Source organism: Microcystis sp. M049S2 (assembly GCF_020245625.1).
GTDB lineage: Bacteria > Cyanobacteriota > Cyanobacteriia > Cyanobacteriales > Microcystaceae > Microcystis > Microcystis ichthyoblabe_A.
This window is the reverse complement of record NZ_JADBUN010000073.1, coordinates 1-25,606: the sequence shown is the minus strand read 5'-3', so window position 1 is coordinate 25,606 and position 25,606 is coordinate 1. Positions and strand designations below refer to the sequence as shown.

23 protein-coding genes and 3 pseudogenes are annotated in these 25,606 nt (G+C 43.5%); 11 read left to right on the top strand and 15 right to left on the bottom strand.

Features of this window, described 5'->3' with window-relative positions:
- Window positions 1–26 precede the first annotated feature (26 nt).
- Both IM496_RS06160 and glyQ read left to right on the top strand, forming a co-directional pair.
- Entirely contained in the window at window positions 27–950 is a 924-nt protein-coding gene (locus IM496_RS06160; protein ID WP_287661552.1) for a serine/threonine protein kinase, read from the top strand.
- Window positions 951–1,107: 157 nt separating this feature from the next.
- A complete protein-coding gene (gene glyQ / locus IM496_RS06155) occupies window positions 1,108–1,983 on the top strand; it encodes a glycine--tRNA ligase subunit alpha (protein ID WP_287661550.1) in 876 nt (291 codons plus the stop codon).
- Window positions 1,984–2,202: 219 nt separating this feature from the next.
- On the opposite strand, the gene rpsJ is transcribed toward glyQ, so the two are convergent.
- The 5 genes from rpsJ to rpsL form a co-directional block, all read right to left on the bottom strand.
- Window positions 2,203–2,520, bottom strand: coding sequence for a 30S ribosomal protein S10 (gene rpsJ, locus IM496_RS06150; protein ID WP_002800099.1), 318 nt, complete (start codon window positions 2,518–2,520; stop codon window positions 2,203–2,205).
- A gap of 90 nt (window positions 2,521–2,610) precedes the next feature.
- Window positions 2,611–3,840 (bottom strand): elongation factor Tu, encoded by a 1,230-nt coding sequence (gene tuf, locus IM496_RS06145; protein ID WP_194015059.1) that lies wholly within the window; start codon window positions 3,838–3,840, stop codon window positions 2,611–2,613.
- Between the two features lie 153 nt (window positions 3,841–3,993).
- Window positions 3,994–6,069 carry an elongation factor G gene (fusA, locus tag IM496_RS06140; RefSeq protein WP_130756795.1) on the bottom strand — a complete coding sequence of 692 codons (2,076 nt, stop codon included), beginning with the start codon at window positions 6,067–6,069 and terminating at the stop codon, window positions 3,994–3,996.
- Window positions 6,070–6,201: 132 nt separating this feature from the next.
- The gene (gene rpsG / locus IM496_RS06135) at window positions 6,202–6,672 is read right to left on the bottom strand and encodes a 30S ribosomal protein S7 (RefSeq protein WP_002758831.1); all 471 of its coding nucleotides are present in this window, start codon (window positions 6,670–6,672) and stop codon (window positions 6,202–6,204) included.
- A gap of 156 nt (window positions 6,673–6,828) precedes the next feature.
- The gene (gene rpsL, locus IM496_RS06130) at window positions 6,829–7,212 is read right to left on the bottom strand and encodes a 30S ribosomal protein S12 (RefSeq protein WP_104398123.1); all 384 of its coding nucleotides are present in this window, start codon (window positions 7,210–7,212) and stop codon (window positions 6,829–6,831) included.
- A 422-nt stretch (window positions 7,213–7,634) separates the two neighbouring features.
- Here rpsL and IM496_RS06125 point away from each other — a divergent pair, with 422 nt between their 5' ends.
- The 3 genes from IM496_RS06125 (at window position 7,635) to IM496_RS06115 (ending at window position 10,405) form a co-directional block, all read left to right on the top strand.
- Window positions 7,635–7,970 (top strand): type II toxin-antitoxin system RelE/ParE family toxin, encoded by a 336-nt coding sequence (locus tag IM496_RS06125; RefSeq protein ID WP_002800095.1) that lies wholly within the window; start codon window positions 7,635–7,637, stop codon window positions 7,968–7,970.
- Complete coding sequence (locus tag IM496_RS06120; protein WP_287661548.1) at window positions 7,963–9,120, top strand: HigA family addiction module antitoxin; 1,158 nt, start codon at window positions 7,963–7,965, stop codon at window positions 9,118–9,120. Before IM496_RS06125 ends, IM496_RS06120 begins: the two co-directional genes overlap by 8 nt.
- 88 nt (window positions 9,121–9,208) lie before the next feature.
- On the top strand, window positions 9,209–10,405 hold the full coding sequence (locus tag IM496_RS06115; protein ID WP_104398125.1) for a DNA double-strand break repair nuclease NurA: 1,197 nt from the start codon (window positions 9,209–9,211) through the stop codon (window positions 10,403–10,405).
- 368 nt (window positions 10,406–10,773) lie between these two features.
- Here IM496_RS06115 and IM496_RS06110 read toward each other — a convergent pair whose 3' ends face one another.
- The 3 genes and pseudogenes from IM496_RS06110 to IM496_RS22625 all read right to left on the bottom strand — a co-directional run.
- A complete protein-coding gene (locus IM496_RS06110; protein WP_287661547.1) occupies window positions 10,774–14,409 on the bottom strand; it encodes a DUF7149 domain-containing protein in 3,636 nt (1,211 codons plus the stop codon).
- 310 nt (window positions 14,410–14,719) lie between these two features.
- Window positions 14,720–14,818 (bottom strand): annotated as a pseudogene (locus IM496_RS22630) (type II restriction endonuclease); the annotation flags it as partial.
- A gap of 309 nt (window positions 14,819–15,127) precedes the next feature.
- Window positions 15,128–15,226: pseudogene (locus IM496_RS22625) on the bottom strand (type II restriction endonuclease); the annotation flags it as partial.
- A gap of 368 nt (window positions 15,227–15,594) precedes the next feature.
- On the opposite strand from IM496_RS22625, the gene IM496_RS06105 reads away from it, so the two are divergent.
- From IM496_RS06105 to fmt, 4 genes are all read left to right on the top strand, one after another.
- On the top strand, window positions 15,595–15,963 hold the full coding sequence (locus IM496_RS06105) for a ribbon-helix-helix domain-containing protein (protein WP_002803329.1): 369 nt from the start codon (window positions 15,595–15,597) through the stop codon (window positions 15,961–15,963).
- Entirely contained in the window at window positions 15,960–16,379 is a 420-nt protein-coding gene (locus IM496_RS06100) for a putative toxin-antitoxin system toxin component, PIN family (protein WP_287661546.1), read from the top strand. Before IM496_RS06105 ends, IM496_RS06100 begins: the two co-directional genes overlap by 4 nt.
- A gap of 514 nt (window positions 16,380–16,893) precedes the next feature.
- The gene (gene pgeF, locus IM496_RS06095; RefSeq protein ID WP_194015069.1) at window positions 16,894–17,688 is read left to right on the top strand and encodes a peptidoglycan editing factor PgeF; all 795 of its coding nucleotides are present in this window, start codon (window positions 16,894–16,896) and stop codon (window positions 17,686–17,688) included.
- Between the two features lie 116 nt (window positions 17,689–17,804).
- Complete coding sequence (gene fmt, locus IM496_RS06090; RefSeq protein ID WP_194015071.1) at window positions 17,805–18,782, top strand: methionyl-tRNA formyltransferase; 978 nt, start codon at window positions 17,805–17,807, stop codon at window positions 18,780–18,782.
- A 29-nt stretch (window positions 18,783–18,811) separates the two neighbouring features.
- Here fmt and IM496_RS06085 read toward each other — a convergent pair whose 3' ends face one another.
- A complete protein-coding gene (locus IM496_RS06085) occupies window positions 18,812–19,192 on the bottom strand; it encodes a cyclic nucleotide-binding domain-containing protein (RefSeq protein WP_194015073.1) in 381 nt (126 codons plus the stop codon).
- A gap of 93 nt (window positions 19,193–19,285) precedes the next feature.
- Here IM496_RS06085 and IM496_RS06080 point away from each other — a divergent pair.
- A pseudogene (locus IM496_RS06080) lies at window positions 19,286–19,441 on the top strand (formyltransferase family protein); the annotation flags it as partial.
- A gap of 66 nt (window positions 19,442–19,507) precedes the next feature.
- Here the strand turns inward: IM496_RS06080 and IM496_RS06075 are convergent.
- Entirely contained in the window at window positions 19,508–20,314 is an 807-nt protein-coding gene (locus IM496_RS06075) for a TlyA family RNA methyltransferase (RefSeq protein ID WP_194018232.1), read from the bottom strand.
- Window positions 20,315–20,453: 139 nt separating this feature from the next.
- On the opposite strand from IM496_RS06075, the gene IM496_RS06070 reads away from it, so the two are divergent.
- The gene (locus tag IM496_RS06070) at window positions 20,454–20,675 is read left to right on the top strand and encodes a hypothetical protein (protein WP_002736250.1); all 222 of its coding nucleotides are present in this window, start codon (window positions 20,454–20,456) and stop codon (window positions 20,673–20,675) included.
- Between the two features lie 621 nt (window positions 20,676–21,296).
- Here IM496_RS06070 and IM496_RS06065 read toward each other — a convergent pair.
- The 5 genes from IM496_RS06065 to IM496_RS06045 all read right to left on the bottom strand — a co-directional run bounded on the left by IM496_RS06065 (window position 21,297) and on the right by IM496_RS06045 (window position 25,303).
- Window positions 21,297–21,560, bottom strand: a complete 264-nt coding sequence (locus tag IM496_RS06065) for a DUF3146 family protein (RefSeq protein ID WP_002765551.1) — start codon at window positions 21,558–21,560, stop codon at window positions 21,297–21,299.
- Between the two features lie 86 nt (window positions 21,561–21,646).
- Window positions 21,647–22,636 (bottom strand): DUF389 domain-containing protein, encoded by a 990-nt coding sequence (locus IM496_RS06060; RefSeq protein WP_194018230.1) that lies wholly within the window; start codon window positions 22,634–22,636, stop codon window positions 21,647–21,649.
- 141 nt (window positions 22,637–22,777) lie between these two features.
- On the bottom strand, window positions 22,778–23,008 hold the full coding sequence (locus IM496_RS06055; RefSeq protein WP_228009871.1) for a hypothetical protein: 231 nt from the start codon (window positions 23,006–23,008) through the stop codon (window positions 22,778–22,780).
- A 366-nt stretch (window positions 23,009–23,374) separates the two neighbouring features.
- Window positions 23,375–23,932: a 50S ribosomal protein L25/general stress protein Ctc gene (locus tag IM496_RS06050; RefSeq protein ID WP_002781534.1), complete on the bottom strand. Its 558-nt coding sequence runs from the start codon at window positions 23,930–23,932 to the stop codon at window positions 23,375–23,377.
- 27 nt (window positions 23,933–23,959) lie between these two features.
- Window positions 23,960–25,303: an adenylosuccinate synthase gene (locus tag IM496_RS06045; RefSeq protein ID WP_104395339.1), complete on the bottom strand. Its 1,344-nt coding sequence runs from the start codon at window positions 25,301–25,303 to the stop codon at window positions 23,960–23,962.
- Window positions 25,304–25,606: the final 303 nt, after the last annotated feature.

Genomic DNA, 25,606 nt, shown 5'->3' with positions numbered 1-25,606 from the left:
AAAACCCCAAATCGTCTAAGGAGACAATGGCCGCCAATTCTCGGAATAAATCGCCCGTTTTTCTCGGCTGTTCCGGCAGGATCGCTATTTTTTGCCTCTTGATGTTATTATCGGCGGCAATAGGCTGGTTAATTGGGAAACAGTGGGTTAAACACAGCAATCAACCCCAAACCATTAAACCCGTTTTTGCCACGGAGGAAAATAATTTTAATTCTGCCACAGATCCGGCATGGCAACGGAAAGCCGAGATGAGAAAGCGCCGTCTAGAGTTGGGAATTGATGGTCAGTTTTTTAAAAATCTCGTCAATGAATTGTTTAACCTCCGCTATGGGGATATCAAAGAGGAAAAACAGAAACAGGAACAAAGAGATATTTTAGCAGCAGAAATACTCGATCGCTTAGAACTTCTCGATTCTGGCACTAGAGAAGCATTAGGTAGCTACAACGAGCAACAACGAGAAAAATGGCGAGAACAAGTAAATCAGTTACGTTTAAGCGGTAGAGTCCTTAATTTACTTACTGATACTGCTTTTTTTCAGCTATTTCCCGAATTGACAGAAAGACCAAGTTTTGATATGAGTCTAGGTCAACTATGGAGTGGTTTGGCCTGGAATCAGTTACAATCTTTACAGTCTGGCCTATCTTACCAAGCGATCGAAAGTTTAGACGCGGGGGGAGAGGAAGTGATCGAGGCAATTCTCAGCGAGGGACAAGGAAAAGCCTATGCAATAAAATTGCGTTCCAGTGATCGGTTAGACTTAAATTTAGAGACGGAAGGCGAAGTTTTACTATCTTTCTACTCTCCCACGGGTAATATTACCCTTTTAGACAAGTCTAGCGATCGGCAATGGTCTGGTCAATTACCCGAAGAGGGATTTTATGAATTAGTTATTCTCCCCCAATCTTCTACCCCCGTTCACTTTCGCTTGCAGTTAAAAGTAAGTCAATGACTTTAACCGTCAGGAGACAGGAGACAGGAGACAGGAGACAGTCGGCAGCTTTTTTCTCCCCAACCCCCCATCTCCCCACACCCTACACCCTACACCCTACACCCCACACCCTACACCCCACTTCCCCAACCCCTAACCCGCTTTTTTACTTTTTCCCATGTCTCTAACTTTCCAAGCTGTTATCGCTAAATTAAATGAATTTTGGTCTGATCGCGGTTGTTTAGTTGCTCAACCCTATGATACCGAAAAAGGTGCGGGAACCATGAGTCCCCATACCTTTTTAAGGGCAATTGGTCCGGAACCTTGGGCCGTTGCCTATGTGGAACCCTGTCGTCGTCCTACGGATGGCCGTTATGGCGAAAATCCCAATCGTTTTCAGCATTACTATCAATATCAAGTCCTAATTAAACCCTCTCCCGATAATATTCAGGAAATCTATTTAGACTCCCTGCGGGTGTTAGGAATTAACCCGGAAGATCACGATATTCGCTTCGTGGAAGATAACTGGGAATCTCCCACCCTCGGCGCTTGGGGTGTGGGTTGGGAAGTGTGGTTAGATGGTATGGAAATCACCCAATTTACCTACTTTCAACAGTGTGGAGGTATCGATTGTCGTCCCGTGGCGATCGAAATTACCTACGGTTTAGAAAGATTAGCCATGTATCTGCAAGATGTGGAGGCAATTAATAAAATTCAATGGAATGAAAATATCCTCTACGGTGACATTTTTCTACAAAATGAAATCGAACAATGTACCTACAATTTTGAGGCTTCTAACCCTGAGTTATTATTTAGTTTATTCAGTTTATATGAACAGGAAGCTAAACAATTAATCGATCGCTCTCTGGTGATTCCCAGTCTAGATTATGTTCTTAAATGTTCCCATACTTTTAATTTACTCGATGCTAGAGGTGTGATTGCTGTAGCTGAAAGAACCCGTTATATCGGCAGAATTCGCAATTTAGCTCGACAGGTTGCTCAATTGTATTTACAGCAACGGGAAGCTTTAGGTTTTCCCCTACAAACGGTTTAGCGATCGGGGGCATCTCAATTTTGGCGATGCACCCTTAACAAGTGTACTGGCCTTCTTTTAATAACCTCTTTTTATGCTAAATCCTATCTAAAAGTTATGGGAGAGTGGGGAGAAAAAATCCCTAACTTGGGAGTTAATCAGACTATTAAAAAGGGATTTGGTATCACAAAGAGTTTCTAAGAAAAAAAGATGTTAGTGCTAACATCTTTTTGGCATTTTTTACAATTTAACTTCAATATCAACCCCGGCGGGTAAATCCAATTTCATCAAAGCATCGATTGTCTTAGAAGAGGGTTGGTAAATATCAATAATGCGGCGATGGGTGCGGGTTTCAAAATGTTCACGGGAGTCCTTATCAACGTGAGGGGAACGCAGGACACAATAAATCTTTCTTTTTGTCGGTAGGGGAATCGGTCCGATCGCCGTGGCGTTAGTTCTATTGGCAGTATCGACAATCTTCTCACAGGAAGTATCGAGTAGGCGGCGGTCAAAAGCTTTCAAACGAATGCGAATTTTCTGTTGTTGTAACGTAGCCATAATTTCACCTATTGCAATTGTCAAGGTACAAAATAAAGACAGTAACGGAGCAGCTTTTAAATTCACTGCCCCGTTAATTAGTAGATTAGCCTACTTGATAATTTTCGAGATAACGCCAGAACCGATGGTGCGACCACCTTCGCGAATAGCGAAGCGCATACCCTCTTCAATCGCGATCGGGTTGATCAGTTCCACGGTCATTTTGATCCGGTCTCCCGGCATGACCATTTCTACGCTGCTGCCATCATCGGCGGTGTAGTCTTGGATAGTGCCAGTTACGTCGGTTGTCCGCACATAAAACTGAGGACGATAGTTTTTAAAGAAAGGAGTGTGACGACCACCCTCTGCTTGAGTTAACACATACACCTCACCTTCAAACTGGGTGTGGGGTTTGATTGTATTCGGTTTAGCGATCACCATGCCGCGCTCGATATCGGTTTTTTGGATACCACGCAGGAGGATACCAGCGTTGTCACCAGCCATCCCTTGGTCAAGACTTTTCTTGAACATTTCGATCCCGGTGACGGTGGTGGCGCGGGTATCTCTGATCCCGACCAATTCCACGTTATCACCCACTTTCACAATACCGCGTTCGATCCGACCGGTAGCCACCGTCCCCCGACCAGTAATCGAGAATACGTCTTCTACCGCCATCAGGAAGGGTTTATCGATCGCCCGTTCGGGGGTAGGGATATAGCTATCTACCGCTTCCATCAATTCATAGATCGCATTTACCCACTCGTTATCACCTTTTTGGGCCTTGGGGTTTTCGGTCATGTAGTTGAGGGCTTCTTTAGCAGAACCGGCAATAATGGGGATTTCGTCGCCAGCAAAGTCGTAACTGCTGAGAAGTTCGCGCACTTCCAGTTCCACGAGTTCCAGTAACTCCTCATCGTCCACCATATCTTTTTTGTTGAGGAAGACCACCAGGTTAGGAACCCCCACCTGACGAGCCAGCAGGATATGTTCCCGGGTTTGGGGCATCGGGCCATCGGCGGCCGAGACCACGAGAATACCACCGTCCATCTGTGCCGCACCGGTGATCATGTTTTTTACATAGTCCGCGTGGCCGGGGCAGTCCACGTGTGCATAGTGGCGATCAGCGGTTTCGTACTCAACGTGAGCGGTGTTAATGGTGATCCCGCGGGCTTTTTCTTCGGGAGCGGCATCGATTTCATCGTATTTTTTAGCTTGGGCATTACCCAGAGCCGCTAGGGTCATAGTGATAGCGGCGGTGAGGGTAGTTTTGCCGTGGTCAACGTGACCGATCGTACCGATGTTAACGTGGGGTTTCGTCCGTTCAAATTTAGCGCGTGCCATTTACTTTCTGTTCCTTTGTTTTTTTTTCTTCTTCAGGTGGGTGAACATTAATCAGTCACCGGAGATCAGTTTTAAGTTAGCAGTTATTAGGGTTGACCGATCAAATTTAAATGATCGGTTTATTCCCACTGCTCACTGCTCACCGGTCACTGATTAGCCGTTCCCTTTACTTTTGGTGATAATCGCCTCGGCCACGTTGCGGGGGACTTCTTCGTAATGGCTAAATTCCATGGTGAAGATGCCCCGTCCTTGGGTTTTGGAGCGAATATCAGTGGCGTAACCAAACATTTCCGCTAGGGGAACTTTAGCGGACACTTTGGCGATGCCAGCCTCGGTTTCTTGACCTTCGATTTGTCCCCGACGGGAGTTAAGATCACCGATGACGTTACCGATGAAGTCTTCGGGTACTTCCACCTCGACCTTCATCATCGGTTCTAGGAGAACGGGGGTAGCTTTCATCACCGCTTCTTTGATCGCCATGGAACCGGCAATCTTAAAGGCCATCTCGGAGGAGTCCACATCGTGGAAAGAACCATCTACTAGGGTTGCTTTCAGGTCGATGACGGGATAACCCGCGACGATCCCCGATTCGCAAGCTTCTTTCATCCCCTGTTCTGACGGGTTGATGTATTCTTTGGGGATAGCACCACCGACAATTTTGGAGACGAAGACAAAGCCAGATCCCGGTTCACCCGGTTCGAGTTCGATGACGACGTGGCCGTACTGTCCTTTACCGCCACTTTGACGGATAAATTTACCCTCGGCCCGTACAGGTTTGCGGACGGTTTCCCGATAGGCAACTTGGGGAGCGCCCACAGTTGCTTCGACTTTGTACTCCCGCAGCATTCGATCGACGAGGATTTCCAAGTGCAGTTCTCCCATCCCGGCGATTACCGTTTGATTGGTTTCGGGATCAACTTTGACCCGGAAGGTGGGATCCTCATCGGAGAGAGCTTGCAGAGCTTTGCTGAGTTTCTCGATGTCCTGTTTGGTTTTCGGTTCCACCGCCACAGAGATCACCGGTTCGGGGATAAAGAGGGATTCTAGGATAACTGGGTTTTTCTCATCACAGAGGGTATCCCCGGTAATGGTGTTTTTCAGTCCGATCGCCGCCCCTAGATCACCGGCGCGCAGTTCATCCACTTCGATCCGTTCGTTGGATTTGAGGACGATCAGGCGAGCGATCCGTTCTTTGGTTCCTTTGGTGGAATTGTAGGCGTAGCTGCCTTTGGCTAGTACACCAGAATAGACCCGCAGGAAGGTTAAACGACCGAAGGGATCGGCCATGATTTTGAAGGCGAGAGCAGAGAAGGGAGCATCGTCCTTAGCTTCCCGGATTGCCTCGCTGCCATCGGGGAGAATCCCTTTAACGGCGGCTACTTCCGAGGGCGAGGGTAGGTAATCTACCACGGCATCGAGGAGCAGTTGTACCCCTTTGTTTTTGAAAGCCGAGCCGCAGAGGACGGGAACAATTGTACCAGCGATTGTCCCTTCCCTGAGACCGCGTTTGATTTCGGCTTCGGTGAGTTCTTCACCTTCTAGATATTTTTCTAGGAGTTCTTCATCGGCTTCCGCTACAGCCTCCACCAGCTGTACGCGGAATTCTTCGGCCTTTTTCAATAAGTCTTCGGGAATGTCGGTTTCTTCTATGTCTTTGCCCAGATCGTCCTTATATATATAGGCGCGCATCTTGACGAGATCGATGATCCCGCTCAGTTCGCTTTCTGCGCCGATCGGCATTTGGATGGGAACGGCGTTAGCTCTAAGGCGATCTCTTAATTGTTCGTAAACTTTGAAGAAGTTCGCTCCCGTTCTGTCCATCTTGTTGATAAAGGCAATCCGGGGTACTTTGTACCGATCGGCTTGTCTCCAGACGGTTTCCGATTGGGGTTGTACACCACCAACAGAGCAGAAAACCGCCACCACGCCATCGAGTACCCGCATGGAACGTTCCACTTCAATGGTGAAATCGACGTGGCCGGGGGTGTCAATGATGTTGATGCGATGATCTTGCCAACTGGTACTGATGGCGGCGGCGGTGATGGTGATTCCTCGCTCCCGTTCCTGTTCCATCCAGTCGGTAATTGCCGTTCCGTCGTGGACTTCGCCCAGTTTATGGGCGACTCCCGTGTAGAACAGGATTCTTTCTGTTGTCGTTGTTTTGCCCGCGTCTATGTGAGCGGCGATTCCGATGTTTCGCACTCTCTCTAGCGGGATAGTCCGTGCCACAGCAACCTCCTTGCTTTGCTTGCCAGTGATGGGATTTTGTTCTAGGATTTTTTACACTATTTACAATTCTATACTTTTCTTGACAGTTTTTTGGCGGCAGCGGTGTAGTCCACCGCCCTTAAAGTATCTTTCTTAGTAACGATAGTGGGCAAAGGCTTTGTTGGCCTCTGCCATCCGGTGGGTTTCTTCCCGTTTTTTGATTGTGCCGCCGGTTTCGTTAGCCGCATCCATGATCTCGTTGGCTAGTTTACCAGCCATGGTTTTGCCGCCTCTGGTTCTGGCATAATGGACTAACCAACGTAGCGCCAATGTACTACCGCGATTGCTGCGTACTTCCATCGGGACTTGATAGGTAGCGCCACCGACCCGGCGGGCTTTCACTTCCACTAGGGGAGTGGCGTTTTTAACGGCTTTTTCAAATACTTCTAGGGGTTCTTGACCGGTACGTTCGCCGACGGTTTTCAGGGCATCGTAAACGATATTAGCGGCTAGGGATTTTTTGCCCGATCGCATGATCCGGCGGATGGTCATGCTGACTAAACAGCTATTGTAAACGGGATCGGGGGGAATAGGACGTTTTTTGACGTTTTTACGGCGAGACATCGGAATATTCCTGAATTTTCTAGGTTAACTTTAACTTTTGCTTGACAGTCGGATGATTACAGCCCATCTCAAACCCTCTCCTGCGAGTTTTCAGTCTCTTGGGTTAACTTTGACCGACTCGGTGGGAGTATTTTTTTTGGTTAATCAATTTCCTGTTTATTTAGCGGCGGGTTTGGGGCGTTTGGTTCCGTACTTAGAGCGCGCCTTTTGACGGTTTTTCACCCCGGTGGCATCGAGGGTGCCGCGAATGATGTGATATCTGACTCCGGGTAGATCTTTGACCCGACCGCCCCGAATGAGGACTACCGAGTGTTCTTGCAGGTTATGACCGATGCCCGGGATGTAGGCTGTCACCTCAAATCCAGAGGTTAAACGTACCCTAGCCACTTTCCGTAGGGCTGAGTTGGGTTTTTTCGGTGTGGTGGTATATACTCTTGTACAAACTCCCCGACGTTGGGGGCATTGTTTGAGGGCGGGAGATTTGGTTTTTCTTTTCGCTTTGAATCTTTCGTCGCGTATTAATTGCTGAATGGTGGGCATGATAGGGCTGTATCTAAGGTTACTCTGAACTCCTATTACCGAAGGTCAAATCGTTGACAAAAGGTCATTATAGCAAATTGTTGCTGTTGTTGTCAAGTCGCTTATTGTGCTTTTCTCCGGTTTAGAGGTTAGAGATTGTCTTTTTCTTGGGCGGCTGCGGCACTCAATTCGGGCGTTATTAGGCGATAAAATTACAGCTTCGTTGTTTTGGCTTGATGGTGCGATTTTAGCGATAATTATCACCTGATTAATCGGCCAATGTCTGAAAAGCTGTCTCTAGCTAACCTCATTTTCAGAACTGGTGTCTAGACTATTAGCTCTTAACGATATATTTAGAGCGTTTGTACTGGATGCAACCCAGGTGTGCTGCCATAAAATATTGTTAACCTTTGAGGTTAACAATATTACAAGGGTCATCTACAATGGATATTGTATTTAAGGAAAAAAAATTTGAGAACGAATGCAATAGCCAAAGGTTACTGAAAAAACAGTATGGAGAGAAGATGGCTAAGAAAATCAGGCAAAGACTCGACGACTTAAAAGCAGTTATTGTCTTGGAGGAAATGCGATCGCTGCCGGGACGTTGTCACGAATTGTTACATAACCGTGCTGGACAACTATCTCTAGATTTAGTTCATCCTCTCAGACTAATTTTTGAGCCAGCTAATATACCGATTCCTCAAAAAGCAGACGGGGGAATTGATTGGAAGAAAGTAACCGCAGTCGTAATTATTGGCATAGATGACACCCATGACTAATACTATTGAGAACAGATATGCACCGGATTTTATTTCTCCACCGGGAGAAACCCTTGCCGAAATCCTAGAAGAAAGAAATATGTCTCAATCGGAACTCGCCCAACGCATGGGCAGACCAAAAAAGACTATCAATGAGATAATAAAAGGTAAAGCGGAGATTACTATCGATACCGCCTTACAGATACAGTTAGTGTTAGGAACTCCCGCCAGTTTCTGGATAGAGCGCGAAAGACTTTATCGGGAATATTTAGCGAGAAAAAATGAGAATCAAAGATTAAAAGGTTATTTAGGCTGGTTAAAACAAATTCCTTATCGCCAGATGACTGAATTAGGCTGGCTCAAGTTTGATGAGGATAAAATAGAGCAATTACGAGAGAGCTTGAATTTTTTTGCCGTTGTCTCCCCTGAGCAATGGGAGGAGATTTGGGGGATAAATTTATCGATTGATTTTAGAAAGTCTCAGGCATTTGATAGCGATCGAGGGGCAATAACAGCATGGTTACGTCAAGGAGAAATAGAAGCATCGAAAATTAATTGTGCTGATTACAACGAGTTGAAATTCAGAGATGCCTTGCGACAAATTCGTTCGTTAACTATTAAGTCTATCGAGGTATTTCAACCGCAAATGATCGAGCTTTGTGCGGCAGCGGGGGTTGCCTTAGCCTTTGTCCCTGAACTTCCGAAAACAAGGGTACACGGTGCTACCCGTTGGTTAGGTTCTCACAGAGCTTTAATTCAATTGAGCGATCGATACAAAACAAATGATCATTTTTGGTTTTCTTTTTTTCATGAAGCTGGTCATATTTTATTACATGGGAAACGAACTTTATTTTTAGAGGGGCAAGATATTCAAGATACAATTAAAGAAAAAGAGGCGGATGTTTTTGCGGCTAATTTCTTAATTGCTCCCAGAGATTGGCAGAGATTTATCGCCAATAATTCTCTGAATAGAAAAGCTATTAATCAATTTGCCGAACAACTAGGAATACACCCTGGTATTATTGTTGGTAGAATGCAACATGAGCAAATTATTTCTTATCAAAACTATAATGATCTTAAGGAGAAATATTGTCTAAATACGCAGAATTCCTTTTTGGTATTGACGAGCGACTCCCCAAAAGGAAAACTTCCTATCTCACCATTAAGATAACTGCTGTAAGCGGAGATTACTAAGGATAAATTTGGCAATAATTGACAAAATTGCGATAAAATCAAAAAAAGTCAGGGAAAGGATAGTTATGCTCGATCTTGCGAAATTAGCGGCAAAAATGCCGGGGATCAGTCAACATTTTCAACAGGAGGTGACAGCTAGTCGCGAGCGAGTGCAAAGGGCTAAAATTCTTTTAGAACAGGCTCAACAGCAACAGGAAAAACTGCTAGAACTCTATCATAACTGGCACGATCGCCTAATTTTCTCTGTCGCGCTACCGATCGAACCTCTCGACACCCGCGTTACTATCCTTCCCGCTCCCGAAAGTCATAGCGTTTTTGCCACGGATGGTTCCCAAATTGCCCCTTCTCACCACGAAATCGCCTACTGTTATCTAATTAATATCGGTAGGATCATGTTGCACTATGGTCAAAATTTACACCCGCTCCTCGATAGCATTCCCGAAGTCTATTACAAATCAGAAGACCTCTACATTTCTAAACAGTGGGGTATTCGCGTCGATGAGTGGATGAGTTATCGTCGGACGGTATTAGAAAGCCAAATGTTAGCAGAAATGGCTACTCGTTGGGTAAAACCCCCCGGGGCCCATTATGAACCAAATTTAGCCCTTGTGGATGGTTCTTTGATCTATTGGTTTATCGATAGTCTCCCCCCGGAAGCAAAAGATTTAATTTTGCCACCGATTTTTCAGTCTTGGGACGATTTGCGCTCGGCTAAAATCCCGCTTATAGGTTATATTAGTGCTTCTCGTAGCACGGAAAGCTTAAATTTCCTGCGTTTACAATCTTGTCCCCATGATACTCCCAATTGCTTGATCAATTGCGGTGATTTAGACCCAGAAAAAACCCCCTGTCGCGTTGTCGATCCTCTCCGGGATGCTTCTCTCTGGGGTTATTTATTGGAACCGGGGCAAAGAAGTCCTTTTTGGCGCAGTTCTTTGAAGATACTCGATCTTTATGGGGATGAACACCGCATTTACTTCTGTTATCTCCATGTGGGGACGGAAATCGCTAGGGTAGAGGTTCCTGCTTGGGTGGTGGAGGAGGGAGCATTACTCGATCGCTCTTTGAGTATTTTACTGGCCCAGGTGTTAAAAGGTTATGGTTATCCGATCGCCTTAGCGGAAGCGCACAATTTAGCGGTGATTAAAGGTGGCGATCGCTTGCGTTTTTTTGCCCTTTTGGAACAACAGATGATTAAAGTCGGTTTACAGGATGTGGGAACATCTTATAAGGAAGCGAGAAAGCGCAGTAGTATCGCTTAATTGAGGGGGCAGCAGATGGGGAGTGGTCACTGATAACTGATAACTGATAAGTAGCTGGTTATAATTAAATTAAAAATGGATTTTAGGTTCGATCCCCCCTGCCCCCCTTGATAAGGGGGGTGCCGATAGGCGGGGGGATCTGACAACTTTTAACGCCTACTTACTTAACTGAAGGGGGATGGGTTTTCCGACGGTGATTCTTCTTGACTGAAGGTGGAGGTGGTTCTTCTGTCACTGAGGTAAATTTTGCCAAACATTGTTCAATTTCTGCATCAATAGCCGCTATTTGTTGTTGATAAATTTCCTATGGATAATAACTATATGATGGCTATGCTTAAAGCCTTTTGTCAAGCCTAATTGAGATGCTCTTACCCCTCTATTATCCTGATTTCTTCCTCGCTTAATCCATACAATTCATATACTATTTTGTCAATCTCTTTTTCTAAGGCTGTTGTATCGGCGTTTGGATCGAATTTTTTAGTTTCAAGGATTTGATCTACAATAGAAATGAAAGGTTGCTGTTCTACTGTTCCGATTTTTTTGATTGGAAACTTCCTTAAATCCTCCAATATCAATTTTGGAAACATTTGTCTTACTGATTTTGCCGTATTCTTTATGAAGTAGTACGAAATTAGCTTGCTATTAAGCAATCCTAGAATATACTTTAAAGAAATTTCTAAATTTTCTTTTTCAAGAATTGCAATGTTACTCATATTAAATAGATAAATTTCTTCTGTATATGTTGCTATTATTGACTGAGGATGCTTGCGAGTGATCTCACGAATAATAATCTTTTTACCATTGAATAAATCAAAAGTTCTTGGCGATGCTAAGTTTTGACCATATCTTAAATATGTTCCTGACCACTTAATTAAATATTTATTAACGTCTTTTCCGTCAAGATATTTATGAGTATTATTATCAAATTTATAGTCGTAATCATAGATGCGCTCTTTTACATCATCAGAAGTTTGTTTGGGATTTCCTTTTCCTGATTCGTAAGCTTTCAAACCTGCTTTTATTAAAACTAATTCATCTAATTTTTCAGAATTAAGAGTTAGTTTTTGAATAAGATCGTCACTTCGTTTGTCAGAAAACACATTTAATTCAAAACCTTCATGTTGCAAAAAATCGGATTGTTGTTTTGTGTGTACTAATGTAAACTCATTATTCTTGTTCAAGAATATCTTGACTTTACTTGCTTCAGGGAATCTTTCTTTCTTGCTTGAAATTATTATAGTTTCAACATTTACTCCTTCAAAAGAATAACCCATTAAATTGATTATTTCATTTAGAGATGTTTGATTGAGCAAATATTTTCTTAAATTCTTTGCCGAACTTATCATTAACATTGAATTAGGAACAATAATAGTAAATTCTCCCTTGTTTTTTAAGATAGATATTGTCTTTTCTATAAAGAGAATAAACAAATTTACTTGATATTGAGAAGTTTTAAAATTATCTTTAAAATATCTTTTGATAATGTCATTAAAGTTTTCTCGCGCAAAAACATAAGGAGGATTGCCAATTACCACATCAAAACCGATAAAATTCCCCTTATCGTCTAGGACTTCGGGGAACTCGAAGCGCCATTCAAAAGCATTATGATAAATCTTACCGCTTTCAATCTCCTCTAGTTGCGGACGTAACTTATCAATCTCATTCCTTAACTGACTAATCTTCCTTTCCCGCGCTTTCTTTTCCTTGGGTGACTCCTCAAATAACAAAATTTGATTCTCTAGACTATATAAATCCGTTTCCAAACCCCGCAAGCGCTTTTTCAGAGGATTATCTCCCTGTAAAGTCTGACGAAAACTACTCTTAATCTCACTTATCAATCTCTCCATCTCACGCTTTTGCGATTTATCCTCCGCGTTGCGATAGACTCTCACCGCATCCTTATAACTCTCGATACTTAAACGACTTTTGCGGGAAAAGACTTGTAAATCATTGGATAACCCAAAGCGACTAATCAGAGAATTGCCAACCTTGATATTAATATCGATATTCGGTAACGTCTCTAACTCATTATCTGCTTTGTAGTAAGCATTCTTGAGTAACTCAATCCATAAACGCAGACGACAGATTTTCACCGAGTTGGGATTGATATCAACTCCAAAGAGACACCCCTCAATCAGACGCTGTTTTTCCTGAAATAAAGTCTCCTGTACTCGCTGACTTTCTCGGTTGCGGGGATTATATTCAAACAGATTACCGTCATCATCGGTGACGATTAACTCATCGTTCACCACCTCAACCCGATAATCCCTGAGAGTTTTACCCTCTTTATCCAATAAAATCTGTAACTCACTCTTAATCGCGATTATCTCGTTCAAAGCAGAAACAAGAAAATGTCCCGAACCCACCGCAGGATCACAAATTTTGAGACTATTGATAATAGCATTGGCTGCCGTTTTATCTTTGATGCGGTTATACACATCCTCGATTGTCTGACAATCCCATCCCTGACTCTGGTTAAATTTCTCTATCACTGCGCGTCGAATCGTTTCCCGACACATATACATAGTGATGAAACCGGGGGTGAAAAAGGAACCATCCTTATATCCGTTGATTTTCTCGAAGATTAATCCCAACACTGACGCATTGATAAGAGTCTTATTATCCTCCTGTATCGCTTCCCCACCTTCGCTGCTAAAATCGTAGGCATTGAGAAACTCGAATAGGTATGCTAAAGCGTTGATTTCTCCTGTTCGCTTTTTCCCCTGACTATCCTTTAAGACTGTTCCTGCAAAAATCTCTATATTCTCCGAACGCAGGTTACTGATAACTATGGTTGACTGTTCTAAGTCTGTCGGTTCAAATAGGGAACTGTTGAGATAGGGAACCTGAGTATAGATATTCTGGATGTCTTTGCTTCTTTCTGACTGTTTTTTTGCTAAGACGCTGAAAAATAACCGATTTAAGTCGTCATAGTCGGCAATTTTGCCTAAATTGAGAAATCCTAGGGATTTATCCCCCCGATGATACCTAATTATCTGCGCTTCTAATAGTTTGAGGAAGAGGATTCTATTTATCCAGGTTATCCCCAACTCTAAACCGATATTAAATAGTCTCTCCTCCTCCGTCTCCCCAAATTCTTCGGGATTGGGTAAACGAGAGATTTTATCTAAACTCTCCACTTGACTGATAGCGTTCTCTAGCAGCGAACCGGGTTGACGCGCTGCCGGTTGCAGACGTTGGATGAGTTTTTTTCCTCCCTCTTTTATCTCTGTCAATCCGATGATATGCAGCAGTTCACTATAAAAGTTTTTGTCGAGACTGTTGCTATCGTTCGCAAAGGGGAGTTTTAAGAGGTGTTCGGGAGAAAAGATTTTATAGAGACTGATGAGGTTATGTTCGTCTTCCCGGATGGTTTGGGAGTATTCCCGCAAGTCAAAATGGGTGTATGTCAGGGAATCGAGTATGGAGTTCAGGAAGGGTTCCCCTATCTGTTTGTAGAAGAAGTCGGTGGTTTTTCCCGTTAGTCTCCCCGTCTCAAAGTCATTAAACTGTCTGACAAGTTCCTGATTTTGTGCGAATAGTCTCTCGAAGATATTCCCATCGAAGATAAACCACTCATATATATTGGTAGCAATCAGGTGTTTTATCTCTAGGTTTTTCTCGGTTATTCTTTCCCGTAGGAAGTAGAGGAGTAATTCCTGTAATGCTTTACAGTTGAGTTTGTCTCTCCGCAGCATCTCGCTTTTATTGCTGGGTTTCTTCACTTCCAGTATTACCCCCACGGAATCCCGCGATTCTTTCCCATTATGGATGACTAAATCATTCCTTCCCTTGGTGTTGATGAAATGTTGAGGACTATAGTAGCTGTGTTTGAGAAAGTCTGCAAGCAGGTTTTTATGGAATTCCTCCGATTCTGTCTCGTTTATACTCCCCAAAAGTTGTTCTAGGTGGGTTTGAAACTTCTCCACCTGACTACGACTCGGTTTGACTCTCAGGAATGCTTTGTTTAATGCTTGTCGGGGAGAGAAATTTTCTGTCTTCATACCTTTATCCTCTTCCTATTCAACCCGGTTCTGGAGTCTATTTTTTTCTCTCTTATCTTTGCTCAAAAACTATATATATATTTGCGCACGGATTCCCATTATCTAAAAAGTCTAAAGCAAGTCTCGTCATTTGTCAAGGGTTTTTAGAAAAAAAATCGAGCCGATTTTATATCCATCAGCAGTCAGCTTTGGATTCTGTCTCGTTTATACTCCCTAAGAGTTGTAGTTAGTCCCGATGAAAAAATTTTCACCCCCACAGATGAAAGAGGTTTCTTTCCCTAAACCCTACACCCTACACCCACTTTCCAGTCAGGTGGGTTTGAAACTTCTCTACCTGACTAAGACTCGGTTTGACTCTCAGGAATGCTTTGTTTAATGCTTGTCGGGGAGAGAAATTTTCTGTCTTCATACCTTTATCCCTATTCCTACTCAACCCGATTTTTGAGTCTATTTTTTTCTCTCTTATCTTTGCTCAAAAACTATATATATATTTGCGCACGGATTCCCATTATCGAAAAAGTCTAAAGCAAGTCTCGTCATTTGTCAAGGGTTTTTAGAAAAAAAATCGAGCCGATTTTATATCCATCAGCAGTCAGCTTTGGATTCTGTCTCGTTTATACTTCCCACTTTCCAGTCAGTCCCGATGAAAAAATTTTCACCCCCACAGATGAAAGAGGTTTCTTTCCCTAAACCCTACACTCTACACCCACTTTCCAGTCAGGTGGGTTTGAAACTTCTCTACCTGACTACGACTCGGTTTGACTCTCAGAAATGCTTTGTTTAATGCTTGTCGGAGAGAGAAATTTTCTGTCTTCATACCTTTATCCTCTTCCTACTCAACCCGATTTTTCAGGCTATTTTTTTTTCTCTTATCTTTGCCCAAAAACTATATATATATTTGCGCACGGATTCCCATTATTTAAAAAGTGTAAAGCAAGTCTCGCCATTTGTCAAGGGTTTTTCTGAAAATTTCCCCACTTCCCCAGTTCCTGGAAGATTTTGAACATTTGCCCCCCGAACAGTTGCTGAGTGCTATTATGAAAAAGGATGCAAGAATCAGGTGGTTGATGGCTGAGATTAAGGGGGTTTTAAATCAGGATAAAGAAAATGTTGTTAGGCATCAGGGTCAGATTAAGGTTTCTGCTATATTCAAGCTTTATCTAATCTTCAAACTATTTGGTAATTATGATACAAATTACGTTAACCCCTGAACAGGAACAGTTTTTAGAAAGACAACTGAAAACTGGTAAATATAATACCCCTCAAGAGGTTATATCTAAAGCGTTTCAGCTATTAGAAGAACAGGAGGATGAAATTATATTACCCGATTATGTTAAAGGGACAGAATCCGCAAAAGCTTTATTAAAAGAAAAGATTAGGAAGTATCGAAAAGAACGGGAACAAAATAAGGACAAACCGATTGATCCTGAAAAAGTAAGGTTAGCAGAAGAATTTAAGCGTTTATGCCAAGAAACCCAAGCTTTACACGCTGATAATCCGTTAACCGATGAAGAAATTGCGGCGGAAATTGAAGCTTATCGGAGAGGAGAATGAGAGTTATTATTGATACAAATATCCTTATTTCTGCGGCGGTTGCTGATGGAAAACCAGAAAAGGTGATTAATTTTATTATTAGTCATGCTGATTATGATTGGATAGTATCACAGGAAATTTTAGATGAGTATAGAGAAGTTTTACAGCGAAAGAAGTTAAAACTACGTGATACCAAGAAAGCAGAATGGTTAACTTTAATTGAAAATAGCACAAAGTTAATAGAAGTTAATGTTAATGTTGACTTTACAAGGGATCCGAAAGATGCTAAGTTTATCGCTTTAGCAAGGGTTAGTGAGGCGGATTTTTTGATTACTGATGATCGGGATTTTGAGGAGATGATAGAATTAGAACAAACGGTTATTATTTCGGTTTCTTTGTTTTATGATTTGTTTATAGGTGAGGGTGAATATGAGTGAAAGTGGGGATTTAGAATAAGAAATCGTCATCAACGAGATGAAACAACTCAGAAAAAAAGCCATCCAAGAATTAGACGCACTGTTTCCCAGTATCCTAGATAAAACCTTCAAAGGAGAACTATAAATCCTCGATAATTGCCATAATCCCCTGATTAGAGGTATTTGGATAATATTATCCCCACATAACATTAAAATTAAATCTGCCCTTTCCTCAATCTGTCGCGAATCTCGAATAATGCTTTGTTTAATGCTTGTCCGGGAGAGAAATTTTCCGTCTTCATACCTTTATCCCTATCCCTAGCCAACCCAGTTTTGGAGGCTATTTTTTTCTCTCTTATCTTTGCCCAAAAACCCTATATATATTTGCGCACGGATTCCCATTATACAAAAAGTATAAAGCAAGTCTCGCCATTTGTCAAGGGTTTTGATAATAATCTTCCGGTTGCCTTTTAGCCAAGCTCAGAACTAGGATAGGAGAGAATAAGGTATTATTGCAGCCAGAGAGGCTTAGACTGTGACCAATGTAGCGATCGATGTCCGATTAACCGAGACTTCTCTGTGGCAATGGCAAACATGGCAAGGATTGCCCTATCTTACCTGTAATCTCCTAGAGGATTGGTCCCACGGCTTTTTTACCCGTCATTATTACCCCCAAACCCCGGAAGCTTTTACGGGTGCTTTAGGTGCAAATGTACCAGTTTATCGGGTCAAACAGGTACATGGCGATCGCCTATTAAATCCCCAAGGGATTACTAACCCAGAAATAGCCGAAGCGGATGGAATTATCACCGATGCTTCCGGTCAAGGGATTTGGGTGGCCAGTGCTGACTGTACGCCCGTACTAATAGGCGATCGCTCTACGGGTGTTGGGGTGGCGATTCATTCTGGATGGAGAGGGACAGCCAAGGGGATAGTTGCCAAAGCAGTTAAGCAGTTATTAAACTCAGGTAGTTGTTTAGATAACTTAGTCCTGGCCCTGGGGCCAGCAATTGCTGGGGAAGTGTATCAAGTAGATAGAGAAGTTGCCGCAGAAGTGGGTTTAAGTTTATTTCCTCAAGAAACCAATCCCGACCAAATTCTGGGGAATTTATTTAACCTCTCCCCTTCCCCCTTATTTGCTGACGAGGAAAAAGGAAAAGTTCGCTTGGACGTGCGAAGGGTGATTTATCATCAACTACAACAGTTAGGAATTAGGGATGAACAAATCGCGATCGCTCCTTTTTGTACCTATCAACAAGAAGAGCATTTTTTCTCCTATCGTCGGGAAAAAGCCAAAAAAATCCAATGGTCTGGCATAGTTAGTCGTTAATAACTCAGTGGACATTCTCACTCAAGAATTCGCCCTTTCTTTTCACTGATAACTGATAACTGATAACTGATAACTGATTACTGCACACTGATAACTGAAAAATACCCCCTTCTCCCATGCGTATTGTTTTTTTCGGAACCCCTACTTTTGCCGTTCCCACCCTAAAAAAATTATTAGCCAATCCCGATATAGAAATAATTGCCGTCGTTACCCAACCGGACAAGCGCCGGGGAAGGGGTAATCAATTAATCCCCTCACCGGTGAAACAAATAGCCATAGAACAGCAAATACCGGTTTTGCAGCCCAAAAGTGTGAAAAAAAATGCTAAAACCTTAAATTTTCTCAGACAATCGCGAGCGGATGCCTTTGTGGTGGTTGCCTACGGACAAATTCTCTCCCCAGAAATTCTAGAGATGCCGAGATTAGGCTGTATTAACGTTCATGGCTCAATTTTACCGAAATATCGGGGAGCAGCCCCCGTGCAGTGGTGCATCGCTAGGGGAGAAAAAGAAACCGGCATTACCACCATGTTAATGGATGCGGGCATGGATACCGGACCGATGTTACTGAAAGCCTACAGCCCGATCGCTCTTTTTGACAATGCCGAACAGGTGGGAGCAACCCTAGGGCAAATAGGGGCGGATTTGCTCCTAGAAACCCTCTCTAAGCTCGATCAAGCAGAAATTACCCCAATTCCTCAAAATAACGACGATGCCACCTATGCCCCTTTAATTGAGAAATCTGACTATCTAATCCCCTGGCAAGATTCGGGCCGGACAATTCACGATCGAGTCCGGGGTTTTTATCCTAATGCGCTAACCACTTTCCGGGGACAACCCCTAAAAGTGATGGCCACTATTCCCCTAGACGATCCTAGTCAACTGCCTCCAGAATTACAGACAAAAGACCTTTCTCATCTAAGCGGAGAAGTGGGATCGATCGTGGCTCTCTGGAAAAATTTCGGGCCAGTAGTGCAGACGGGAGCGGGTTTATTATTATTGAAAGAAGTGCAATTATCGGGTAAACCTCCGCGTTCTGGTGCGGATTTGGTCAATGGTTCCCGTTTAACTATCGGTGAGATTTTCGGTCAATAGTTTTCAGGGGATGGCTTTCTTTTGTTCCTCTATGCTTCACCGGTGAAGATTTTTTTTAACTTACGAAAGCGATCGGAATAACTTCTTAACACTTCCAGCGCAAACATGGGGGTTTCCTGCACGGCAAATAAAAACTGTGGTTGATTGAGATAGGCTAATTTACAATCAGTTTTGGCGATAGCTGTGGATTCTCTGAGTTTATCTGGGTGCAGGAGCGCTCCCGCTCCGAATACGTCCCCTTTTTCTAGAGTTTCTATCAATTGCCCCTTGACATACATCTCCACTTCTCCGCTAAGAATACCGTACATTAACTCGCCCTCCGTGCCATCGACAAAAATAACTTCACCAGCTGGAAAAGTGCGATCGGGATGATTTTCGAGAATTTTAATCGTTTCTACGGGACTTAACATGATTTAACAATAATTTTTTTGGGTTATCCCTCCCATTTTCCGATATATTGAACTCCCCGATCATCGTTTTTGTATGTAAGAATACATCTCCGGTGCATCGCTAGGGGAGAAAAAGAAACCGGCATTACCACCATGTTAATGGATGCGGGCATGGACACCGGACCGATGTTACTGAAAGCCTACAGCCCGATCGCTCTTTTTGACAATGCCGAACAGGTGGGAGCAACCCTAGGCCAAATGGGGGCGGACCACACCCCACACCCCACACCCCACACCCCACACCCCACACCCCACTTCCTTGAGAAAAAACCGGGGTTAAAACTGTTCGATCGCTGCTTGCGTGATTTCTGCGATCGCGGCTAAACTGGGACTAACTGGGCCGGTATCGGTGGACAACCAGAGAAGATACTCGACGTTACCCGCAGGTCCGGTAATGGGAGACCAAGTTAAACCCCGATAGAACCATCCTAGGGCTTCGGCGGCCTGTAAAACCTGAAAAATTGCCGATGCTTGGTCTTGGTAGTCGCGAACTACCCCTTTTTTGCCGACTTTTTCCCGTCCCACCTCGAATTGGGGTTTGACTAATAAAATCGCTTCTCGCGGTGGATTTAATAGCGTCCACAGGGTCGGTAGCACTTTGGTCAGAGAAATAAAAGACAGATCCATAACTGCTAAATCGGCGGGTTTTTCCTGTCCGTATAACTTTTCTGGGGTTAAATAGCGAAAATTAGTTCTTTCTAGTAAAATAACCCGTTCATGCTGCCGTAAACTCCACGCCACTTGTCCATAACCCACATCGACCCCATAAACCCGTTTTGCTCCTTTTTGCAAGAGACAATCGGTAAATCCCCCCGTGGAAATGCCACCATCTAAACAAATGCGATCGCTGACATCAATGGCAAACAATTCTAAGGCCTTGGCTAATTTTTCGCCCCCCCTTGACAAATAGGGCAGTTTCTGCTTAACCTCGATCGCCGCTTCTGGATCGATTTCTGTGGCCGGTTTATCGATGATTTGATGATTGACTTTCACCTCTCCAGCGCGAATTAATCGCTGTGCCTGTTGACGGGAATCACAGAAATTTTTGGCTACTAATAATAAATCTAATCTTTGTTTCGACAAGGAAGGCCTCCCAATAATCAGCGCCTAATTCTAAAAAATACCTTATTTTTCCCCAAGCAATCCCAGAAAGAAGATTATAAGTAAAGAAAGGGGTAAGCGAAACCCATCAGCTAAATTTTCGCTGCCATCACGATATTGTATGGATAAAGATACTCGATTCGCCATTTTAGTCATTGGCATTCCCTTTCTAGGACTAGCTTACTGTGGCTTGATTTTTGCCGTGATGATTTATTGGGTCTGGGCCCGGGAACATCCCGTGACCATGGCCACTTTTTTCGTCCTTGCTCCTTCTTTGATTTCTGGCTCTATTTGGCTGTTAGCTTCCTATAAAGCCCGTCAAAAGCAGCGTTTGGGGTTATAGATTGGTTAGACTGTCCCATCGGCCTCTAGAGAATAACTAGGGGTAATGTAGAGGCCGATGGCATTCGTCCAAGAAGAATCAATAGGATAAAAAATGACCGCTTACATTTAAAAACGTATGATTAAATTTTTATCATCGACTCTCCTGATTGCTGCGCAGTTAACAGCGACCGCGCCTAGTGCTGTCTCCCAACCTTACACACTGACAGGCTCGATCGAGGTTTGGGAAGGGTTGCGAGTGCTTACTTCTGTGCTTTCTGGTCAACGCTGGCAATACGGTAATCTTGGCGTTGTCAGATCAGAATATGAAAGATGCAATGCAATCCTTGCTATCAAAGTAATTTCAGTTCCAAGCTGATTCGGAGCATCTTTCAATTTGACAACGCCCAAAGGTGAGTATCTTGTCGAAAAATGTAGCGGGGGCATTCATCCGACATTTTAGGTAAAAATCTAGTATCTCGGCTAGGTTGTCCATAAACCGTCAATTTCTCTTGATCAATAGCCGGTTATCTTAATGATGAAGTACAAAGTTTTCCTTTTAGGGAATCTGTCATCGGAAGATGAGGCGAAATTAGGTTAAACTTCATCCTTAGGAGAAAACCTGTGATTTAATCCCCCATCTTTACAATTTTGATCGCACTGTAAATTCATAATCTCCTCCCGGTTCTAATTGATAATCGTAGCGTTCTAAAAACCGATTCAAGGGTTCAAAAATCAAAGCCCTACCTAGGGAAGGTTGTACTGATAACTTGCCTTGAAGAAAATGCCATTGAAAACGCCATTGATATTGTTCCGTCCGCACTTCCCCCTCTAATTTCCCCGTTTGCCAAGATTGCTTAATTATCCGCACATAAGCCGTGCTTTCTGGTCGATTGCCGCCACTCACCTGAACCCTACCTATAGATTAAATATCAAACATTAAGATAGCGAATTAATCCTTGTTTGTCATTACTTGAGCTAATTTTCCCGACTTTATTCTGGGGAAGTGACTTCATTAACCTTAGAAACCAAGACATTTAACTGAAAAGGTCGCCCCATTTCCTTAGTAATAAATTCTTCCAACAATTCTACCTGTCTGGGGGTGATGCTTTCGGCGGTTCTTACTACTAATCTCACCCGGGGAGGTTGCTTGAGCCAATTAATTGAAGATTCCAATAATTCTGCCCGTTGAAAAGTAATTGTTCGTTGTAATAAAGCTTTTTTGATCAGCCTTTCTAAGCGAGCTTGATTAGCCAGAGTTGCAAAACTTATTCCTAAGGGAATTAGCAAAACTGCTGTCAGGATAGAAGTCAAAATTAGAGCGTTACGCGCCCGATGAAAATTAGAATAACCTGCCAGCAAAAAGACCAACAAACAGGAGAGAGCAATGCCTAATAAATTGGTAATATATAACAGAGTTGCTCCCAAACTTAGGATCCAATTGCCTTGGGATAATCCTAAACCAATCGTGCAAACTGGCGGCATTAAAGCCACGGCAATCGCTGTTCCCGCTAAAGTACCTGAAATTTTCGGTTCTATTTTGGCATAACCACTGATTGCCCCCGCCGTAATTGCTACTCCTAAATCTAAAAGATTCGGTTGAGAACGAGCTTGAATTTCACTACCAAATTCAGAAATTCCGATCAATAATCCTAGGAACCAAGCTATCGCTAAAGCGATTATCGTACCGACCAAAATCGCCAAGGCTGATTTACGAATTAATCGCCAACTGCCAATTAAACCACCAAAAGCTAGACTACGAATCGGCAACATCAAAGGGGCAATAATCATCGCCCCAATAATCACGGCCGCACTATTGGCAACTAAGCCTAAAGTAGCGATCGTACAAGAACTAACTATCAAAGCTAGATAGGGAAAATCGAGGGACGCTTCTAACCATAAATCGCGCCACATAGCCCGCGATTGTTGCCAGGTCAAGGGTTTTCTTGAGAACCACGAGTGGGGCTGTTCTTTTCTGGTCATTGTGCTGAGGAAGATAAACTTTTCTTTTACTTATAGCTTTTTTTGTCTAATCAATGTATATTTGTATCATTTTCTTTAACTAATCTTACCATTTTTTTCTTGGCCTCGATCGATGAAACCTCATGACCAATTTGCTAAAAACTATCTGGAAGAATTATTATCAATCGAATCCGCCCGCGAGGACTTATTTAAGCGTTTTTGTGATCTAACTCCCCAGTAGATGGGAGCAGGGGAGAGGGGAGAAAAAAGCTGACACTGATAACTGATAACTGATAACTGATGACTGACTTCTAACCCAATGTGCGCCAAAGATAAACAAAAATTATCTATTGACTCCAAAAACTTGAGAATATTTAAATTAACATTTCGCAATATTTACAAATTCTTAAGAATTAATTGAGAAAGATTTTTATTTAACAACGATATTGCAATGGTTACAGCGATTTGATAGAATTTCAAAGTGGGTTATTCTGTGCTTTTTTGGATAGCAATGGTTGAAACCCTTGCTACACCTACAGGGTGATCTAATTAAGACGGGTAAATCGGTCAATTTCACCCACAACGATGATCTTTTTTTTGTGTAGTTTTATTGCAAAGAAAAAGTTTTTTTGACAAAAAGCACAAAGTATGCAGTAGTAGTTATGGCAGAGTGGGGGTTGGGGAAGTGGGGGAATTTCAACTAAAACCCTAAAACCCCAACACCCCAAAACCCTATCACCCGACCACCGATCACTGAATTTACCGTTTAGCGGCAACAATGGCAAAAACGGTGGTATGGGGATCATCTTTTAAAGTCACCCCTTCCGGCATTTTTAGATCACCCACGAGCAGGGATTGCCCCACACCGATGCCCGACACATCAAATTCGATCACTTCCGGGATATTATCGGCAATACAGGAGACATTAACTTCGTTAACGAACTGTTCGATTAAACCGCCCTGTTTGGTTCCGATCGCTTCTCCAATGGCTTTAATGGGAACGACGATATCGAGCTTACCGTGGGCAGATACCGAGAAGAAACTGAGGTGATAGAGATTTCTTTTCCAGGGATGAGATTGTACCTCTTGGATCAAAGCTTTTCCCGTCCAGGGCATTTCGGGAACATTCACATCCACCAGGGTATTATTCACCGAGGCCTTTTTAAGCAGGGTTAAGGCCGCTTTTTCTCCCACCACCAGAGAAACCGATTCCGTGCCGTTGTGGCCATAGAGAACCGCCGGGATTAAACCCTGACGACGTAGGGCCCTGGGGTTAATATTTTCGGGTCTTTTTTGACATTCAACGCTAACTTGCATAGTTGACTAATCCTCTTTCGCAATGATTTAAAATTCGTGATTATCCCAAGGTGAGCCATTTTCGTCCAAAAGAGCGCGTTTTGGCCCATGAATGGGGTCTTCAACGATAATAGTTTGGTCGCGACTAGCTCCTAGGGAGATAATAGCGATCGGTACTTCCATGATCGCCCCCAGGAATTTTAGATAATCGAGGGCTTGTTTGGGCAGGTCTTCCAGACTGCGACAATCGCTGGTGGGTTGTTGCCACCCCGGCATCGTTCGGTAAATCGGTTGACAACGGGCGAATTCCACCGCACTGCTGGGCAAATGGCGACAGGTTTTGCCGTCCAATTGGTAGGCCACACAGACTTTGATTTCCTCTAGGGTATCGAGAACATCTAATTTGGTGATCGCTAGACAGTCTAAACCATTGATTCGCACCGCGTAACGACCGATCACCGCATCAAACCAACCGCAGCGACGACGACGGCCGGTGGTAGTCCCGAATTCCGCCCCACGATCGCATAATAACTGCTCGATCTCCCCCTCTAATTCCGTGGGAAATGGCCCTTCCCCCACCCTAGTGGTGTAAGCTTTGGCCACACCGATCACTCGATCGATTACCGTCGGACCGATACCAGAACCCACACAAGCACCCCCAGCGATCGGATTGGAGGAGGTAACGTAGGGATAGGTTCCGTGATCGAGGTCGAGTAGGGTGCCTTGGGCCCCTTCAAAAAGAATATTCTTACGCTTGCGGATTGCTTCGTAGATTTTTAAGGAACTATCGACCACATGGGGACGCAATTTCTCGGCATATTCTAGATATTCCTCGATCACCGTCTTCGGATCTAAAGGCGGTAAGTTATATAACTTTTCTAAAATGACGTTTTTATAATTGATCGTCCATTCTAGTTTTTGCCGCAGATTCTCGGTATTGATCAAGTCGATGACTCGAATACCGATGCGCTCGGATTTGTCGGCATAGGTAGGGCCGATACCCCGTCCCGTGGTGCCGATTTTATATTTACCCCGTTTTTCCTCGGATGCTTGATCGAGCAGCCGATGATAGGGCATAGTGACATGAGCCGTTTGCGAGATATAGAGATTGTCGGTGGTAACATTGAGGGCGTGTAATTGCGCCATCTCTTTGAGTAACACCGAGGGATCTATGACTGTGCCTGAGCCGATTATACATTCCGTATCCGGGTAGAGAATCCCGGAGGGAATTAGATGGAGTTTGAACGTTTGATCATCGACGACGACGGTATGACCCGCATTTACGCCACCTTGAGAACGCACCACCACATCCGCCGATCGACTCAGCAGATCCGTGATTTTTCCTTTTCCTTCGTCGCCCCACTGAGCGCCGATTACAATAACGTTAGCCAAGGTATTTTAGTCTAGCTAAAGTTCACACAAACTCCTATTATCTCTCTTGGCCAATACAACTGTCAAGTTAAGTAGTCGTGCAAAATTAATTTCCTAGTGAAGATAGGCAAGAGGCAAGAGGCAAGAGGCAAGAGCGGGGTTAGATATGTGTAATTAATTTTGCTTAGCCTGCATTATTCATGAAGACTTTGGAAAATCCTCGAAAGCCTTGGCAAGAAGTTCATCTAGCGATCTGGCTGAAAAACAGTCTGTTTTTTGAGATGTCCTCACAATCAGGTTTTTGCCAGTTGGTGAATAATGCAG